The organism is Ruegeria sp. CF2 (assembly GCF_056537385.1).
In genome coordinates this window covers 123,132-140,426 of sequence record NZ_JBQFRL010000001.1, presented here as the reverse complement: position 1 = coordinate 140,426, position 17,295 = coordinate 123,132, and the positions used below count along the sequence as shown (strand labels likewise).

Annotated in this window: 17 protein-coding genes; 5 read left to right on the top strand and 12 right to left on the bottom strand. The window is 64.1% G+C overall.

Going from position 1 to position 17,295, the window contains the following annotated elements:
- Positions 1 to 62: 62 nt before the first annotated feature.
- Positions 63 to 779, top strand: a complete 717-nt coding sequence (gene phnF, locus ACR0IR_RS00655) for a phosphonate metabolism transcriptional regulator PhnF (RefSeq protein ID WP_170364999.1) — start codon at positions 63 to 65, stop codon at positions 777 to 779.
- A gap of 6 nt (positions 780 to 785) precedes the next feature.
- On the opposite strand, the gene ACR0IR_RS00650 is transcribed toward phnF, so the two are convergent.
- The 5 genes from ACR0IR_RS00650 to phnC form a co-directional block, all read right to left on the bottom strand.
- The gene (locus ACR0IR_RS00650) at positions 786 to 1,403 is read right to left on the bottom strand and encodes an LbetaH domain-containing protein (protein WP_170365001.1); all 618 of its coding nucleotides are present in this window, start codon (positions 1,401 to 1,403) and stop codon (positions 786 to 788) included.
- 24 nt (positions 1,404 to 1,427) lie between these two features.
- A complete protein-coding gene (gene phnE / locus ACR0IR_RS00645; protein ID WP_170365003.1) occupies positions 1,428 to 2,795 on the bottom strand; it encodes a phosphonate ABC transporter, permease protein PhnE in 1,368 nt (455 codons plus the stop codon).
- Complete coding sequence (gene phnE / locus ACR0IR_RS00640) at positions 2,792 to 3,673, bottom strand: phosphonate ABC transporter, permease protein PhnE (RefSeq protein ID WP_170365005.1); 882 nt, start codon at positions 3,671 to 3,673, stop codon at positions 2,792 to 2,794. The genes phnE (ACR0IR_RS00645) and phnE (ACR0IR_RS00640) overlap by 4 nt, the downstream gene beginning before the upstream one ends.
- A gap of 66 nt (positions 3,674 to 3,739) precedes the next feature.
- A complete protein-coding gene (phnD, locus tag ACR0IR_RS00635) occupies positions 3,740 to 4,642 on the bottom strand; it encodes a phosphonate ABC transporter substrate-binding protein (protein ID WP_170339782.1) in 903 nt (300 codons plus the stop codon).
- 68 nt (positions 4,643 to 4,710) lie between these two features.
- The gene (gene phnC, locus ACR0IR_RS00630; RefSeq protein ID WP_170365007.1) at positions 4,711 to 5,532 is read right to left on the bottom strand and encodes a phosphonate ABC transporter ATP-binding protein; all 822 of its coding nucleotides are present in this window, start codon (positions 5,530 to 5,532) and stop codon (positions 4,711 to 4,713) included.
- Positions 5,533 to 5,716: 184 nt separating this feature from the next.
- Here phnC and rpe point away from each other — a divergent pair, with 184 nt between their 5' ends.
- Positions 5,717 to 6,406 carry a ribulose-phosphate 3-epimerase gene (gene rpe / locus ACR0IR_RS00625; RefSeq protein ID WP_170365009.1) on the top strand — a complete coding sequence of 230 codons (690 nt, stop codon included), beginning with the start codon at positions 5,717 to 5,719 and terminating at the stop codon, positions 6,404 to 6,406.
- A 153-nt stretch (positions 6,407 to 6,559) separates the two neighbouring features.
- Here the strand turns inward: rpe and ACR0IR_RS00620 are convergent, their stop codons facing one another.
- The 6 genes from ACR0IR_RS00620 to ACR0IR_RS00595 form a co-directional block, all read right to left on the bottom strand.
- On the bottom strand, positions 6,560 to 8,050 hold the full coding sequence (locus ACR0IR_RS00620; protein WP_170365011.1) for a class I adenylate-forming enzyme family protein: 1,491 nt from the start codon (positions 8,048 to 8,050) through the stop codon (positions 6,560 to 6,562).
- 39 nt (positions 8,051 to 8,089) lie between these two features.
- Positions 8,090 to 8,509, bottom strand: coding sequence for a PaaI family thioesterase (locus ACR0IR_RS00615; RefSeq protein WP_170365013.1), 420 nt, complete (start codon positions 8,507 to 8,509; stop codon positions 8,090 to 8,092).
- Positions 8,490 to 9,617 (bottom strand): acyl-CoA dehydrogenase family protein, encoded by a 1,128-nt coding sequence (locus ACR0IR_RS00610; RefSeq protein ID WP_170365015.1) that lies wholly within the window; start codon positions 9,615 to 9,617, stop codon positions 8,490 to 8,492. The genes ACR0IR_RS00615 and ACR0IR_RS00610 overlap by 20 nt, the downstream gene beginning before the upstream one ends.
- Before the next feature lies 1 nt (position 9,618).
- Entirely contained in the window at positions 9,619 to 10,809 is a 1,191-nt protein-coding gene (locus tag ACR0IR_RS00605; protein ID WP_170365017.1) for an acyl-CoA dehydrogenase family protein, read from the bottom strand.
- A 102-nt stretch (positions 10,810 to 10,911) separates the two neighbouring features.
- Positions 10,912 to 12,087: an acetyl-CoA C-acyltransferase gene (locus ACR0IR_RS00600; RefSeq protein WP_170365019.1), complete on the bottom strand. Its 1,176-nt coding sequence runs from the start codon at positions 12,085 to 12,087 to the stop codon at positions 10,912 to 10,914.
- Complete coding sequence (locus tag ACR0IR_RS00595; protein ID WP_170365021.1) at positions 12,084 to 14,183, bottom strand: 3-hydroxyacyl-CoA dehydrogenase NAD-binding domain-containing protein; 2,100 nt, start codon at positions 14,181 to 14,183, stop codon at positions 12,084 to 12,086. The genes ACR0IR_RS00600 and ACR0IR_RS00595 overlap by 4 nt, the downstream gene beginning before the upstream one ends.
- 251 nt (positions 14,184 to 14,434) lie before the next feature.
- Here ACR0IR_RS00595 and ACR0IR_RS00590 point away from each other — a divergent pair, with 251 nt between their 5' ends.
- The 3 genes from ACR0IR_RS00590 to ACR0IR_RS00580 all read left to right on the top strand — a co-directional run bounded on the left by ACR0IR_RS00590 (position 14,435) and on the right by ACR0IR_RS00580 (position 15,993).
- Positions 14,435 to 15,253: a cyclase family protein gene (locus ACR0IR_RS00590; protein WP_170365023.1), complete on the top strand. Its 819-nt coding sequence runs from the start codon at positions 14,435 to 14,437 to the stop codon at positions 15,251 to 15,253.
- 2 nt (positions 15,254 to 15,255) lie between these two features.
- Positions 15,256 to 15,651, top strand: a complete 396-nt coding sequence (locus ACR0IR_RS00585; protein WP_170365026.1) for a carboxymuconolactone decarboxylase family protein — start codon at positions 15,256 to 15,258, stop codon at positions 15,649 to 15,651.
- 123 nt (positions 15,652 to 15,774) lie between these two features.
- Positions 15,775 to 15,993, top strand: coding sequence for a hypothetical protein (locus ACR0IR_RS00580; RefSeq protein WP_093964526.1), 219 nt, complete (start codon positions 15,775 to 15,777; stop codon positions 15,991 to 15,993).
- Here the strand turns inward: ACR0IR_RS00580 and ACR0IR_RS00575 are convergent.
- A complete protein-coding gene (locus ACR0IR_RS00575; RefSeq protein ID WP_170365027.1) occupies positions 15,990 to 17,288 on the bottom strand; it encodes an aspartate aminotransferase family protein in 1,299 nt (432 codons plus the stop codon). The genes ACR0IR_RS00580 and ACR0IR_RS00575 overlap by 4 nt on opposite strands.
- Positions 17,289 to 17,295: the final 7 nt, after the last annotated feature.

Sequence of the window (17,295 nt, the reverse complement as noted above, 5' to 3'; positions counted from 1 at the left end):
TAGATAAATCATAGCGAGGCAAAGGGTGACTCGCAACGAATATGCTGTGAAGTTTTGATGACATGAGCCAAACACCGATCTGGAAGACCATCGCGCTGGCGTTGACCGCCGACATTGCCGAGGGGCGCTTTGCCACAGGCGACCGCCTGCCGACCGAGGCGCAGTTGGCCGCGACCCACGGCGTGAACCGCCACACGGTGCGCCGGGCCCTGGCCGAACTGGCCCGGCAGGGGCTGGTGCATCCGCGCCGCGGGGCCGGCGTGTTCGTTTCGGCAGCAGCGACCGATTACCCGATCGGCAAGCGGGTCCGGTACCACCAGAACATCTCGGCCAGCGGCAAGATTCCGGGCAAGCGGGTGCTGTCGCTGATCACCCGCGCCGCCGACAAGACCGAGGCCGAGGCGCTGGCCCTGACCCCCGGCGACCCGGTGCATGTCTATGACGGGTTGTCGCTGGCCGATGGCCAACCGATCGCGGTGTTCCAAAGCGTCTTTCCCGCCGCCCGCCTGCCCGACCTGCCCGAGGCGCTGGCCCAGAACGGCTCGGTCACGCGGGCGCTGCGGCACTGCGGCGTGGCGGATTATACCCGCATCTCGACCCGCCTGACAGCCCGCGCGGCCGATGCGATTCAGGCCCGGCACCTGCAACTGATCGAGGGCGCTCCGGTTCTGCATTCGGTCGGCATCAATGCCGATCCGCAGGGGCATCCGGTTGAATACGGCAAGACCGTCTTTGCCGGTGAGCGGGTCACTCTGACGCTGGATGACGATCACGGGTGATGGCGGTCAATCCTCGTATTTCTCCAGAAAAGCCACGGCGGGCAGAGCGCGGAAATCCGGCAGCGCCGCGCGCAAGCGGGCATTGTCCCAATCCCACCAGGCCAGAGCCATCATCCGCTCGGCGACGTGCTCGGGGAACCGGCGGCGGATGGGTTGGGCGGTGACACCCCCGACGATGGTATAAGGCGGCACGTCCTTGGTCACGATCGCCCCAGAGGCGACGATTGCCCCGTGCCCGATCGTCACCTCGGGCTTGATGATGGCCGCGTGGCCGATCCAGGTGTCATGCCCGATATGCGCCAGCCGCCCCGCGCGCAGGGCGAACCAGTCCGCGTCGTCATCGGCATCGTCCCAATAGTCGGCCGAGCGGTAGTGGAAGTGATGCAGCGACGCTTTCTCGATCGGATGGTCGGTGGCGCCGATCCGGGTGAAACTGGCGATATTGGCGAATTTTCCGATTTGGGCATTGGCAATGTCGCAGGTCCGGTCGCAATAGGAGTAGTCCCCAAACACCGAATTCGTCACCCGCGTTCCGGCACCGATTTCGACAAAGGCGCCGAAGCTGCTGCCGATTATCTGGCAATCCGGGTGGATGAAGGGCTGATCCGACTGCAAGCGCGCCATGGTCTGCAAGTCCTCGTATGCGGTTCAAGGCAACATCAGCGGCTTGGCCTGCGGGTCGCGCGGTTTGCGCGCCTTGGGCGGCCCGCCCTGGATCAACCGCCTGCGCAGCCAGCCCGAGAACCAGTCCATCAGCATGACCATCAGAATGATCAGCACGATGTAATAGGCGACCTCCTCCCAGTCTTTCTGGGTGATGATCGCCTGTGTCAGCAACAGACCGATCCCGCCCCCGGTAATCGCCCCGATCACGGTCGCGCTGCGGGTGTTGGATTCCAGGAAGTACAGGAGCTGACTGAGCAGAACCGGAGTGATCTGCGGGATCACCCCAAAACGATATTTCTGCGGCGCATTGGCCCCGGTGGACTGCACGCCTTCGATCTGCTTCTGATCAACATTTTCCAGCGCCTCGGAGAAGATCTTGCCGAAGGTGCCGGTATCGGTGACCAGGATGGCCAGCGCCCCTGTCAGCGGCCCCGGCCCGAAGGCGCGTGCCAGAACCACCGTCCAGATCAACGCATCAACACCGCGCACGAAATCAAAGATACGACGGGTGGCAAATCGGACCGTTCTAAACGGATTGAAATTTCGTGTCGCCAGAAATGCGAGGGGCAAAGCGATCATCCCCGCCCCCAGAGTACCTAGAAAAGCCATCAGAAGCGTTTCAAAGATCGCCCACGCAACATCCTGATGGCGCCACATTTTGTTGGTCCAGAAATCGTCAAATATTTCCGCGGCCTCGCCCGATGCGGCACGCCCCATCAACTGGCTGAAAGACTGACCGTGATAGGGGCTGTCCAGTGTGAACCAGAACAGTTCCCACCCGTTGAAATACCGGAACACCTCGGCCCGGTTGCGTGTCACGGTCAGCCGGCCCGCCGGCGTGGTGATCGCCAGGCGGTTCTTTGACATGTTGATCCAGTCCGGCACGTCGGCAGTCGGCAGCTCGGCCTGCACTCCGGCAGACCGGCTGGGCGTTGCGCGCACTGTTCCGTAACCGGGGATGTCATATTCCACGGTTTCAGGTCCAAAACGAACGATATGGCCATCTTCCAGGTCAATCACCGTGGTTTCGCCCAAAGCGACCCATTCCGGCGCAGTGCCATCCGGGTAAGCACCCTTGCGCTCTCCCTCGATCGCGACGGACACTTGTCCGTTTCGATTGTCCCGGGTCACATGAGTCTTGTAGCTGTAGCTGTCGGATACAAGCGTCTTGCCGTTTTCCCAGTTGGCCCGCTCGGTCAAGCCGGGCACGTCAAAGGCAAAGAAAACATAGACCAGGTATAGAATGACCAGCCCCGGCAACCCGAAACTCACAGCCCGTTTGTGCCGAAAGATGTGGTCGGCTTTGGCTTTCAAGTCGTTGATCGGCAGATCAGTAGCAAAGGTGCTCATGCTGCGGCTCCTTTGGCGGAACCATGTGTCAGGCGGTCACGCAAAACGCCGGACAGCTGATCCACGGCCACAATGGTGACGAACAGAAGCAGAAAGATGGCCGCCGCCTCGTCGTAACGCCCCTGCCCCCAGGACATGGCGTTGCGCAGTTCGTACCCCAAGCCGCCTGCACCCACGAAACCAAGAATGGCTGAGGCGCGGATGTTGATCTCGAACCGCAGCAGGGCGTAGCTGACGTAGTTTGGCCCGACCTGCGGGATCACGCCCAAATACATCCGCTGCGACCAGTTGGCGCCAACCGACTGCAGCCCCTCTACCGGCTTCAGAGAGGCGTTTTCATTCACTTCGGAAAACAACTTGCCCAGAGCACCGGCAGTGTGAATGGCGATGGCAATCATTGCAGGCACAGGCCCGCCGCCCAGAACAAAGATCAGTACCAACGCGATGACGATTTCCGGAACGGCCCGGCAAATATCAGAAATACGGCGAAAAACGGGGATCAATGACGGCCACAGCGCCATGCCGCGGGTGGACATCAGCGCCATAAAGGTGCCGCCCAGAGTGCCCACCAGCGTGGCCGCGGCGGCGATATTCAGTGTTTCGATCAGCGCGGGAAAGAACTCGACCAAATTTGCGGGCAATTCCCCGATCTTCTCCCAGGCCTCAGTCAGAACCTCGGCAGGGTAATCGAAAATGCGGTTCCACCCATCGGCAAAACTACCGGCGTTTCGCATGTCGGCGGTCCGGAATCCGGCCGCCATAAGTGCCACGAACAGGATCAGAAGTATCCCACCGTAAACCCGTTTGCGACGGGTCATGCTGGTGTAATCCTCCCGGATCCGGTCGGGGCCGGCGGATCCCGCGGTCAGGTCGGTCATGAAAGGCTCCGATGGGGATAATGGGGTCCGGTTTGCGGCCGGACCCCGAACAGAAGTTGCGCAGGCTTAGTTCGACTTCAGCTTGCGGGCTTCAATGATGATTTCGTAGGCCTCGTGGGTGATCGGCTCGAACGCTTTCGCTTCACCTGCGGCCACGCCATAGAAGCACTCACGGTCTTTGTCGGCCAGCCCGGCCATCAGGGCCGTCATCTTCTCTTTGACATCCGCCGGCAATGCCTTGCGCAGAACCACCGGACCCTCGGGGATCGGCTTCGATTTCCAGATTTCGACCATGTCGTTCATGTCGACCAGTCCGGCATCCACGGCGCGGCGCAGCGCACCCGAATTGTAGCCGTCTTCCCAGTTTCCCAGACCGTCGGCCCAGGTCACGCCACCATCCACGTCACCGTTGTTCACGGCGACGATTGTCTGCTCGTGACCACCGGTGAACTTCACTTCACCGAAGTAGTCGCCCGACTCCATCGTTGCACCCGTTGCCTGAGGGATTTCGATCGAGGGGATCAAATAGCCCGAGGTCGAGTTCGGATCACCAAAGCCAAACACCTTGCCTTTCATGTCATCAAGCGAGGTGATGCCGCTGTCCTTACGGGCGAACCCAACCGAGTAGTAGCCATACCCGCCATCCACGTTCACCTTGACCAGAACCGGCTCAACCGCCTCGGGGTCGCTTAGGTAGGTTTTGGCATAGGCGGAGGCGCCCAGCCAAGCCATGTCGATCGTGCCGCCCAGCAGGCCCTGGATCACGCCGTTGTAGTCAGCCGGGGCGAACAGCTTGGTTTCGACACCCAGCGCGTCCTCGGTGTATTCACGCAGACATTCGTTGTTGTTCAGACGGTCCTGTGCGTTTTCTCCGCCCAGTATGCCGATCCGGAATTCGCTGATCTCCTCAGCCATGGCAGGCGCGCTCAGGGCAGTGGTCGCGACCAGGGCGGCAACAAGTTTCTTCATCTGTCTCTCTCCAGGTTGATTGGCCCACCCCATTCATCGGGCCGGGCGATGAATGAGGTGGTTTGGGCTCAGATCGTGGCCTCGGCCTCCATCAGAGCCTTCCGGGTGGCATCCAGCGTTTCGATCTCGGTCGAGGTCGCGGCCTCGGAGAAGCTGGCATCAGCGCCGTAGATCTCGCGGGCGACGCCGGTGGTCAGCTGCTCGGGCAGGCCGTCGAACACGATGCGTCCGTCGCGCATCCCGACCACGCGGTCGCAATAGCGGCGCGCGGTGTCCAGCGTGTGCAGATTGGCGATCACGGTGCGGCCGTCCTCTTCGTGGATGCGGCGCAGGGCCTGCATCACGACTTGCGCGTTCATAGGGTCCAGCGAGGCGATGGGCTCATCGGCCAGGATTATCTTGGGGTCCTGCATCAGCGCCCGCGCGATGGCGACGCGCTGCTGCTGCCCGCCCGACAGCGCCTCGGCTCTTTTGGGGGCATGTTCGGCGATGCCAAGACGGTCGAGAATGTCGATGGCGCGGTGGATGTCCGCGGTCGGGAACAGGTTGAACAGGGTCGCCAGCGTCGAGTGCCGGTTCAGTGTTCCATGCAGCACGTTCGAGACCACATCCATGCGGGGCACAAGGTTGAATTGCTGGAAGATCATCGCGCAATCGGCCTGCCACGCACGTTTTTCGCGCCCTTTCAACTTGGTCACGTCGCGCCCGTGAAACAGGATCTGCCCTGCGCTGGCATCGGTCAGGCGGTTGATCATACGCAGCAGAGTGGACTTGCCCGCGCCCGACCGCCCGATGATCCCGATCATGCATGGCTTGTCGACGTCCAGCGTTGCGGTGTCGACTGCAGTATTGTCGCCGAAGCGCTTGGTCAGTTTTTCAATGCGCAGCACGTGCCACCCCCAATTCGTGATGGAGGTCGTCTACAGCTGGTGCTCAACGGTGATGTGTCGATCCGGTGAAGCTTTTGTAACGGGCTGAAAGCCGATGGCCTATGCAAGGGCTGGGCAATACCGCTCGTCCCGTCTATACGCGGGCTCAACACCTGAACCGTCAGATCTGTCACATGAGGCCGCCATGAGCTTTGACCGCAAGATCAAGATCGCACCGTCGATCCTGTCCGCCGATTTCGCCAATTTCGGACAGGAAATCCAAGCCATCGAGGCCCAAGGCGCCGACTGGGTCCATGTTGACGTGATGGACGGTCATTTCGTGCCAAATCTCACCTTCGGCCCGCCGGCGGTCAAAGCGTTCCGCCCGCATGTCAAGACGGTGATGGATGTGCATCTGATGATCACGCCGGTCGATCCTTACATCCAGGCCTATGCCGATGCCGGCGCGGACTATCTGACGGCCCATGTCGAGGCCGGTCCGCACACGCACCGCACGTTGCAGGCGATCCGCGCGGCCGGAATGAAGGCAGGCGTGGCGCTGAACCCGGGCACTCCGGCCGACGCGGTCGAGCACCTGCTGGATCTGGCCGATCTGGTCTGCGTGATGACGGTGAACCCCGGCTTTGGCGGGCAGAAATTCATCGACATGACCACGAAGGTCCGCCGCCTGCGCGAGATGATCGGCGACCGCCCGGTGCATATCCAAATCGACGGGGGAGTCGATCCCACGACCGCCCCGTTGGTCGCAGCGGCCGGTGCCGACGTTCTTGTTGCCGGTTCAGCGGTCTTCAAGGGCGGGTCGGTTGCGAACCCGGACGTTTATGGCCAGAACATCCGCGCCATTCGCGCCGCAGCCGAAGGCCACGCAGACTGACGGCGGCTCCCGCCCGTCGTCGACGTTTTTAGCAAAACGCCTCCTCCCGTTGGGCCCGGCATCGCGCATGGCGCGATGCCGGGCCCAAGGCCGCCAGCGGGATCGGCGCAGCCGATGGCGCGCGGGCGCGGGAGCGTTTTGCGGGCCCTGCCCCTAGGCCAGGTGATCCGCGAAATGCGTCAGCAACTTGTGTTTTAGGATCTTGCCGGTGGGCGCGGCGGGCAGTGACGTGGCCAGCACGATCCGGCTGGGTCTCTTGTAGCCCGCAAGACGTGCGGCCACGAACTCCGCCAACTCTGCCTCGGACACAGCGCCGGTTTCTGCCACCTGAACAAAGGCCAGCACCTGTTCGTCGTCGCCCACCCGATGCCCGATCACCGCAGATTGGATCACCTGCGGGTGGTCGTTCAACGCGGACTCGACCTCGGGCGGATAGACGTTGAAGCCGCCGTGAATGATCAGCTCCTTGGCGCGGCCGACGACGTGCAGATTGCCCTGTGCGTCGAGACGGCCGAGGTCGCCCGTGCGCAACCATCCCTGGGCCAGCACCCGGCCCGTTTCTTCAGCATTGCGATAGTACCCTTTCATCACATGCGGGCCGAGCGTCAGGATCTCGCCCACGCCATCTCCGCCGCCGGGTATGCTTTCGTCAATCCGCAGTTCGACCCCCGGCAAGGGCGGGCCAACCGAGATATCAGGATCCCCGATCCGGTTGTGCGAGGCGCAGATCCCCGCCGTGCTTTCGGTCATGCCATAGCCGTTCTGCAGCGCAACGCCATAGAACGCCTCGGCCTTACGTTTCCACGCCGGATCCAGAGGGGCAGCCCCTGACGAGGTGTAGCGCAGGGCGCCCGAAGGCAACCGCTCCAACCCCTGTTCCTTGGCATATTGCATCAACAGCGCATGCATCTGCGGCACGCCCGAAAACACCGTGACGCCCGCGTTCAACGCGGCAAAGGCGCGGTCCGCCGCGAATCTGGCATCCAGTTGGACGAAAGCCCCGGCCAGCGCCGATCCGGTGACTATCGAGGCCAGCCCGAAGATGTGCGAAATCGGCAGCACGCCATAGACCACGTCATCCTGCGTCAGTCCTCGAAAATTCGCCGAGGTCAGCCCGCCGAACCGCAGGTTTTCGTGAGTCAGCATCACACCCTTGGGCGTTCCGGTCGTGCCGGTGGTGAACAGCATCGCCGCGACATCCGCCAGTTCGGGGTCGGGCGCGCTCGGGTACGGCGCGGCCAGGTGCATCTGCCCGAAGGCCCCGGAAGCGGGCTGGGCTCCGGTCGTTTGCGCATGATCGCGCGCCTCCGGCGACGCCTCCGACGTGAACAGGATCACCGCCGGGGTGACGTGATCCACGATGCGTGCCAACTCAGCCGCGGTCTGGCGGGCGTTCACCGGCACCACGCAGGCGCCGATCCGGGAACAGGCAAACAGCGCGGCCACCGTCGCACAGCAATTTTCGAGCACCAGCATGACCCTATCGCACGGGCGCACCCCCGAAGCCAGCAGGATGTCTGACAGCTCGGAAATCGCGCGGTCGAGGTCAGCAAAGCTCCAATCGGCGCCGAACCCGTCTGCAAAGGCGCGGGCCTGCGGGCGGGTCCGGATCTGGGCATCCGGATAGTCGTGCCATTTGTTCATGTCCCTTCGCCCTCCCCTGCGCCGGAACCGGTTTTGCGCTCAGCGTTTCGTGGTGCGCTTGAACACCCCCGCCGCCGTTGCGATCAGGGTTCCGTCGTCGCCGTGCAACTCTCCGGTCACATAGGCCAGCGTGCGCCCGCCACCCGTTGCGCGCCCTGTGGCCGTCACGCGCCCCTGACGCACCGCCGCCACATAGCTTGTGTTCAGTGACAGGGTCAGAACCAGCGGATGCTCGTCCCGGTCGAACCAGGCCGAGGCGGTGTTGCCACAAGCCACGTCCAGCAGCATGGCGATGATGCCGCCATGCAGGATGCCCTGGCTGTTCAGGTGATCCGCCCGGATGGTCAGATGGCACCGGGCCCGACCGTCGGATTCGGACAGATCCACCTCGAACCCGATCGCGTTCTGACAGCCCGACCGGCGGACCCTTGGGTCGTCTTCAGGCCGCGCCGAGTGCAATGAACCGCTCCAAATGATAATCCGCGTCGCCGAACCTGTGATCCGACATGACGATCCGCTTGGCTATATGCGCCAGCTCATATTCCTGCGTCATAGCGATGCCGCCATGCATCTGGATCGTTTCCTCGGCCACCAACCGGCCCACCCGCGACACCAGGTTGCGGGCCGCGGCGATCTGCCGGTCGCGATCGGGTGCTGCAAGGTGACCGGCCGCGTTGATCACCGCCGAGCGCGCCTGCTCCAGCTCGATCAGCATATCCGCGAACCGGTGCTGCAGGGCCTGAAAGGTCCCGATCGGGCGGCCGAACTGCTTGCGCGTCATCAGGTATTGCCGGGTCAGTTCCACCGCGCTTTCCATCGCACCCAGCACCTCGGCGACCAGCGCGACATTGGCTGCGGCCACAACGTTCATCAGCGGCTCGAACCCCTGCCCCGCGGCACCCAGACGCGCGGTTTCCGGCAGGCGCACATCGTCCAGAGTGACCTCGGCCGCGCGGCCACCGGCCAGCATCGGATACCCGCGCAAGCCCAGACCCGGTGTGCCAGCAGGCACCAGAAACAGCGAAATGCCGTCCAGATCGAACGGCCCGTCCGTTTCGCGCGCGGAAACGATCAACTGCCCGGCGACCTCGGCATTCACGACCACGGCCTTGCGTCCGTTCAGGATCAAGCCCGTGCCGTCGGTCCGCACGGTGGTCTCGACCCGGCTCAGGTCATACCGGCTGGCAGGCTCCCCATGCGCCAGCGCCAGATGCAGCTTGCCCGAGATCACCTGATCCAGCAGGGCTCGCTGATCGGGGCTGCCCACCTGCGCGATCAGCCGACCGCCCAGAATGCAGCTGTCCAGAACCGGCTCGACCACGCCGGCCCGGCCCAGTTCCTCGAACACGGTGGCGATGTCAAAGCCCGCCCCGCCGAACCCGCCATCCGCTTCGTCGAACAGCGCGCCCAGAACGCCCAGATCGGCCAGTTCGCGCCAGATGTCGGCGCTGAACCCCGCCGGGCTGTCCAGAATGTCGTTGCGCACCGGAGTCGTATATCTGTCGGCCAGATAGCGCCGCAGCGTGTCCTGCAGCATCTGCCGTTCTTCGGTCAGGTTGAAATCCATCTCAGCCCCCCATCTTGACCTTGGCGATGATCCCGCGCTGGATCTCGTTCGACCCGCCGAAGATCGACAGTTTCCGGTTGTTGAAATACTGGGCGGCGACCGGCGCGGCATAGTCCTGCCCGATCGGGTCGTTGTCGCCCGCCACCGCCTCGGAGGCGAAAGGCATCGCATAAGGCCCCACCGCGCGGCGGGCCAGGTCGTTGATCTCCTGCCGGATGATCGTACCCTTGACCTTCAGCATCGAGCTTTCGACCCCCGGTGCCTGTCCGGCCGCAGCCTTGCTGATGATGCGCATGTTGGTGGTGGCCATGGCCATCAGGTCGATCTCGACCCGTGCCAGCCGGGCAGCGAAATGCGGGTTCTCGATCAGGGGGCGGCCATTCGCGGTTTCGATCCGGGCAATCCGCTTGACCATGTCCAACCCCGCCTGGCTGAAGCCGACACCGGCGATGTTGGTGCGTTCATGCGTCAGCAGATACTTGGCATAGGTCCAGCCCTTGTTCTCTTCGCCCACCAGGTTTTCGACCGGGACACGCACATCGTCAAAGAACACCTCGTTGACCTCGGGCGTTCCGTCCAGCAGGACGATGGGGCGCACCTCGATCCCCGGCGTGTTCATGTCGATCAGCAGGAACGAGATCCCCTCCTGCGCCTTGGCCTCGGGGTCGGTGCGCACCAGGCAGAATATCCAGTTTGCGTATTGCGCCAGCGTGGTCCAGGTCTTCTGGCCATTGACGACATAGTGGTCGCCGTCCCGCACCGCCCGGGTCTTCAGCGAGGCCAGGTCCGACCCGGCACCCGGCTCGGAATAGCCCTGGCACCACCAGTGTTCACCATTCAGGATACGCGGCAGGAAATACTCCTGCTGCGCCTTCGACCCGAATTTCTGCAGCACCGGGCCCAGCATCGACAGGCCAAACGGCACGATGCGCGGCGCATAGGCGGCGGCGCATTCCTCCTCGAAGATATGGCGCTGAACCGCGTTCCACTCGGCGCCGCCAAACTCCTTCGGCCAGTTGAAATTCAGCCAGCCGCGCTCGTTCAGCGTGGCGTGCCACCACTCATACCCTTCCTTGCCGATGTTCCGGCCAGCCCGGATCTTGTCCGAGATCTCCTTGGGCAGTTTCTCGGCCAGAAAACCGCGTACCTCGTCGCGAAAGGCCTTCTCCTCGTCCGTATAATTCAAGTCCACAGCCGCCCTCCTCCTCGACGCGATCGGAACCTTGCCGGCTCGGCCCCACGGGCCGGGCTGCGCCGGGCCGGCCCTCGATGGGCTGGCCCGGCGCCCCTTTCTTCAATAGATCTCGAACAGACCGGCCGCGCCCATGCCGCCGCCGATGCACATGGTCACGACACCCAGCTTGGCCCCGCGCCGCCGCCCTTCGCGCAGCAGATGGCCGACCATCCGCGCGCCGGTCATGCCGAACGGATGCCCGATGGCGATCGAGCCGCCGTTCACGTTGCATTTCTCGTCATCGATCCCCAGACGGTTGCGGCAGTACAGCGCTTGCGAGGCGAAGGCCTCGTTCAGTTCCCACAGGTCGATGTCCTCTACGCTCAGACCATGCCGTTCCAGCAGGCGCGGCACCGCAAAGACCGGCCCGATGCCCATCTCGTCGGGCTCGCACCCCGCTACGCAGAACCCTTTGAACGCGCCCATGGGCTCCAGCCCCCGACGCTCGGCCACGGCGCTGTCCATCACGACCACCGCGGCCGCGCCGTCCGACAGCTGGCTGGCATTGCCGGCGGTGATGTAGTTTCCGGGGCCGCGCACCGGCTCCAGCGAGGCCAGCCCTTCTAGGGTCGTGTTCGGCCGGTTGCATTCATCCCGGTCCACGGTGACCTGCCGGTGCGAGACCTCGCCCGTCTCTTTGTCCTTGACCGCCATGGTGGTCTGCATCGGCACGATCTCGTCGTCGAACTTGCCCGCCGCCTGCGCCGCCGCTATGCGCTGCTGCGACCGCAGGCCGTAGGCGTCCTGTTCTTCGCGGCTGATGCCATAGCGCTCGGCCACGATGTCGGCGGTCTCGATCATCGTCATGTAGATCGCCGGCTTGTGCTCCTGAATCCACGCCTCGGGCACAGGGCGGGTTTTCGGCTGAACCAGCGAGATGCTCTCGATCCCGCCGGCCACGATGGGGCCCGCGCCGCCCTCGGTGATGGCCTGCGCCGCCAGCGCCACGGTCTGCAGCCCCGACGAGCAGAACCGGTTCACGGTCATGCCCGAAACGCTGACCGGCAGCCCGGCCCGGATGGCGATCTGGCGGGCGATGTTGCCGCCGGTCTCGCCTTCGGGGAAACCGCAACCGATGATGCAATCCTCGATCTCGGCCCCATCCAGCCCCGACCGTGCGACCGCGGCCTGAACCGCGTGGCCGCCCATCGTGGCGCCGTGGGTCATGTTGAAAGAGCCCCGGAACGACTTGGCCAGCCCGGTGCGCGCGGCGGATACGATTACGGCTTGTTTCATCGCTCGGCGTCCTTGTTCAGATCATCAAAGCTGCGGCCCTCGGCCACCAGTTTTTCCAGCAGCGGCGCGGGCTGCCAGAAATAGTCATCCTCGGCCGACCAGGCGCGGATGTCCTCCAGAATACCCGGCAGGCCCTGCAGATCGGCCCATTTCAGCGGCCCACCGCGATAACGCGGGAAGCCATAGCCATAGAGCAGCACCACATCCACGTCCAAGGGGCGGCGGGCGATGCCCTCGCCCACCACCTTGGCGGCCTCATTGACCATCGAGACCATATATCGCCGCACGATCTCGTCATCCGTGAACGTGCGCGGGGTGATGCCCTGCGCCGCGCGGTCGGCCGCGATCAGGTCCAGAACCTCGGGGTTCGGCGTGCCGCCGCGCTTGCCTTTTTCATAGACATAGAAGCCCTTGCCGGTCTTCTGCCCGAAATGTCCGGCCTCGCACAGTTTGTCGGCATAGCTGCTGTCGCGGGCGCGCGGGTCCAGCCCCTCGGCGCGTTTGCGTTTGCGCACCGCCCAGCCGATATCCAGCCCGGCCAGATCGGACACCGCGAACGGCCCCATGGCAAAGCCGAAATCGGTCAGCGCCTTGTCGATCTGGAACGGGCTTGCCCCGTCCAGAACCATGTGGTCGGCGCAGGTGCGATAGGTGCTGAGGATCCGGTTGCCGATGAACCCGTCGCACACCCCTGCGCGCACCGAGACCTTCTTCAGCCGATGCCCCAGCGCAAAGCCGGTGGCGACCACCTCGGGCGCGGTCTTGTCGGCCACCACGATCTCGAGCAGCTTCATCACATGGGCGGGCGAGAAGAAATGCAGCCCGATCACGTCCTGCGGCCGCGTGGTGGCGGCGGCGATCTCGTCGACGTCCAGATACGAGGTGTTCGTCGCCAGAACCGCCCCGGGCTTGCAGACCGCATCCAGCTGGACAAAGACCTGTTTCTTGACCTCCATATCCTCGAACACGGCCTCGATCACCAGATCGACGGCGCTCAGCGCGTCATAACCGGTGGCAAGCTGCAATTGGTCCGACAGAATCGAGTCGTACTGCTGCTGGCTGATCTTGCCGCGCTTCAGGGCGCCTGCCAGGTTTCCGGCGATCCGGTCTTTGGCGGCATGGGCGGCCTCCTGCGTCATCTCCAGCAAGGTCACGGGCAGACCGGCCAACAAGGCGGCGGTGGCGATCCCTGCGCCCATCGTGCCGCCGCCGATGACCCCGATCTGATGCACCGGACGCGGCTCGACACCCTTCAGTTCGGGCAGCTTGCCCACGGCGCGTTCGGCGAAGAAGGCGTGAATCAGACCCTTGCGCTGATCCGATTCCATCAACTGCATGAACAGTTCCCGCTCGCGCGCCATGCCCTCGGCAAAGCTGGGCGCCTCGCAGGCGGCTTGCACGGCACGCACGGCAACGGCGGGGGACAGTTGGCCGCGGCCCTTCTTCAGAACGGCCTCGTAGACCGCATCGAAATCGACGGGGTCCGGCGCGGGCATCTCTCCGACCGCGCGGCGGGGCGTACCCGAGTCAAGCAGCTCCTGCGCATAGGCCAGCCCGATCTCGCGCGGGTCGCCATCCTGCATCTTGTCGATCACGCCCAGCTTCAGCGCCTCGTCGGCGCGGACATGGCGGCCGGTTGTGATCATGTCCAGCGCGGCCTCGACCCCGGCCACGCGCGGCAGACGCTGGGTGCCCCCGGCACCGGGTAGGATGCCCAGATTAACCTCAGGCAGGCCGACCTTGGCCGAGGGAACCGCGATGCGGTAGTGGCTGGACAGCGCAACCTCGAGCCCGCCGCCCAGCGCCGTGCCATGCAACGCCGAAACCACCAGCAGGGGCGAGGCCTCGATCTGGTCGCACAGGCCCGGCAGCCAGGGCTCTTGCGGGGGTTTGCCGAACTCGCGGATATCGGCCCCTGCGAAATAGGTCCGACCCTTGCCGTAGATCAGCACCGCCTTTGCGCCCTCGGCCTCGGCCCGTTCGATCCCGGCCAGCAGGCCCCGACGCACATCCACGCCCAGCGCATTGACCGGCGGGTTGTTCGCCGCCAGCACCGCGATATCGCCAATCCGTTCGTATTCCACCGCCTCGGACATCAGACTTGGTCTCCTCTTGCCAACCCCAGCTTGTTCCGCATTGCGGAACATTATTCCGCAATAGATTGAACCCGTCCGCGCGCGGGTTCAACCCCTTATACCCGACTGCGCCGCAGGGCCGCATTTCTTGCCGGCGAGCAGGCCCCAAACAACTTGTGAACCGGATCGCGAAAAACCGTGCTAGGCTTTGCCCAACCGGCCAATGAATTCGGCCGGGAACGAAAACAGATTGCAGAACAGGGAGTTTTGAAATGTGTGACGTTTGCGTAATGAACGCGGTGAAAGACCGGATGCTGTCGCGTCGATCCTTTTTCCAGGCTGGCGCGGCGATGGCGGCAGGCACGGCGCTTGGAACGGTGGCTGCCCCACAGGCGCTGGCCGCAGGCCATGGCGAGGTGCTGGACATGACCCATGTCTACGATGCCGATTTTCCCACCTATTTCGGCCAACCGGGGATCGAGGCGACCCAGGCCTTCAATTTCAAGGAACATGGCTTCAATCTGTTCAACCTGGCCGTCAACGAACACACCGGCACGCACGTCGATGCCCCTCTGCATTTCTCGGCGGATGGGCAGTCGGTGGACGAAATCCCGGTGTCGAACCTCGTCTGCCCGCTGTGCGTGGTGGACATTGCCGCCCGCGCGGCCGAGGACCCGGATGCGCAGGTCACGCCCGATGACCTGAAGGCATGGATCGCCGCCAACGGAGACATCCCCGATGGCGCCTGCGTTGCCATGCATTCGGGATGGGCCAGGAAAACTGCGACTCCCGAGTTCCGCAACGCCGACGGCGACGGCAAGATGCATTTCCCCGGCTTCCACGTCGAAGCGGCGCAGATGCTGATCGAAGGAACCGGCGCGGTTGCTCTGGCCGTTGACACCCTGTCGCTGGATCACGGCCCATCGGCCGATTTCGTGACGCATTACGCGTGGCTGCCCACCAACCGCTACGGCATCGAGAACCTGGCCAATCTCGACAAGGTGCCCGCCAGCGGAGCGACGCTGGTGGTCGGCGCGCCGGCCCATCGTGGCGGGTCGGGCGGCCCGGCGCGCATCTTTGCGATGGTCTGAGCATGGCAACGGTTCGCCTGTTGACGGACGAAGAGGTCAGCGCCGAGGCGCTGGCCGTCTTCGATGACATCCGCGCCACCCGCAACACCGATTACATCAACAATTTCTGGCGCGCTCTGGCCCATGACCCGGCACTGCTGAAAGCAACGTGGGAGCGACTGAAGACCGTCATGGCCCCCGGCGCGCTGGACCCGCTTGTAAAAGAGATGCTTTATGTGGCGGTCTCGGTCGCCAACAATTGCGAATACTGCGTGCACTCCCATTCGGCCGCGGCCCGCGCCAAGGGCATGACCGACCAGATGCAGGCCGAACTGCTGGCGGTGATCGCGATGGCCAGCCAGACCAACGCCCTGGCCACCGCTTTGCAGGTGCCGGTGGACGACCTGTTCAAGGCCTGAGCCTGAGCCTGTCGGGCCAGACTTGCACCAGATGCACAGCGGCTATTCCGTCAAGTGCCTAGCTGCACTGCAGCATCAGGTCTAAATCTCTTTGGTCACATACAGACCAGAGAGGCTCCGCTCATGGCACAGACAAGCACGCACCGCCCTGCAATCCTGAACCTGTTCTCGGCCGTCGCCGATGTGTTCAGCGGCATCTATGATGCTTTGATCCGCATGGGCGAAGCAAATGCCAAGGTCATCAAGATCAAGCAACTCAGCGAGTTGACCGACGAAGAACTGGCTGCGCGCGGCCTCAAGCGCGAAGACATCGTTCGCCTGGTGATGGCGGGCGTCTACTAAGACACGCCCGCGCCCTGCATTTCGGCCACGGCCTGCGCGGCCTTGGCATAGGCGGCTTTGCACAGGTCAAAGTCCGCCTCGGTCAGCGCCAGGGACGGATAGGTCTTGCCCGGCGATTTGAACATCCCGTTCTGCATCAGAACCGTATTGAACAGGGTTGCCCCGGCCGTGTCCGCGCGGACCACATCGCGATAATCCCGCACCTTTCCTTCCGTGAACACGATTTCGAACAGGGTCGGATCGCCGACGACGCGATGGGCGACCCCCTGCTTGTTCAGCGCGGCCGAAGCCATGTCCATCAAACGCTGACCATTGGCGCGCAGCCGGTCGTACTGACCGGGACGGCGCAGCACCTCCATCGTCTTGAGCCCGGCCACCGCGGCCACCGGATTGCCCGACAGAGTCCCCAACTGCATCAGCCATTTCTCCGCCCCAACGGCGGATTTGTCAAAATGGGCCATGATCTCGGCCCGCCCAGCGATCGCGGCCAGGGGAAAGCCGCCGCCGATGATCTTGCCCAGCGTGGCGATGTCGGGGGTCACGCCATACAGCTCCTGCGCGCCGCCATAGGCGAAACGAAACCCGGTCACCACCTCGTCGAAGATCAGCACGATGCCGTACCTGTCGGCCTCGTCCCGCAGAAGCTGCAAGAAGCCGGGTTCGGGCGGGATGATGCGTTGCAAGGGCTCGACGATGACGCCCGCGACCTGGTTGCCGTGCTCGGCCAGCAGCGAGCGGATGTAGTCCGGGTCGTTGAACGGCGCGATCAGCATTTCGGCCTGAACGCTGGCCGGTATGCCCGCGCTGTCGGGAACCGCCTGCGGGAAATTCACCATCCGCGACGGGGCCAGGCTCATCTGCGCCTCGGCGCTCATGCCGTGATAGCCGCCTTCGAACTTCACGATCTTGTCGCGGCCGGTAAAGGCGCGGGCCAGCCGGATCGCGTACATGTCAGCCTCGCCGCCGGACGAGACATAGCGGATCTGATCGGCGCAGGGCACGGCGGCGCAGATCTCCTCGGCCAGTTTGACCGCGCGCGCGTTGTTGGTGAAGAACGTCATGCCCTTGGGCAACTGTTCGGCGACGGCCTCCAACACCTCGGGGTGGCCATGGCCCAGCAGCATCGGCCCCGAGCCGATCAGCAGGTCGACATATTCCTTCCCGTCTTCGTCCCAGACGCGGCTGCCCCGGCCCTCGCGAATAAAGACCGACGGGTTGAAATTGCCGAAGCCACCGCCGGGCAGCAACGCCCGGGCGCGCTGGCCCCAATCGGATTGGCTGAGATGTCGCGGCATGGTCTCC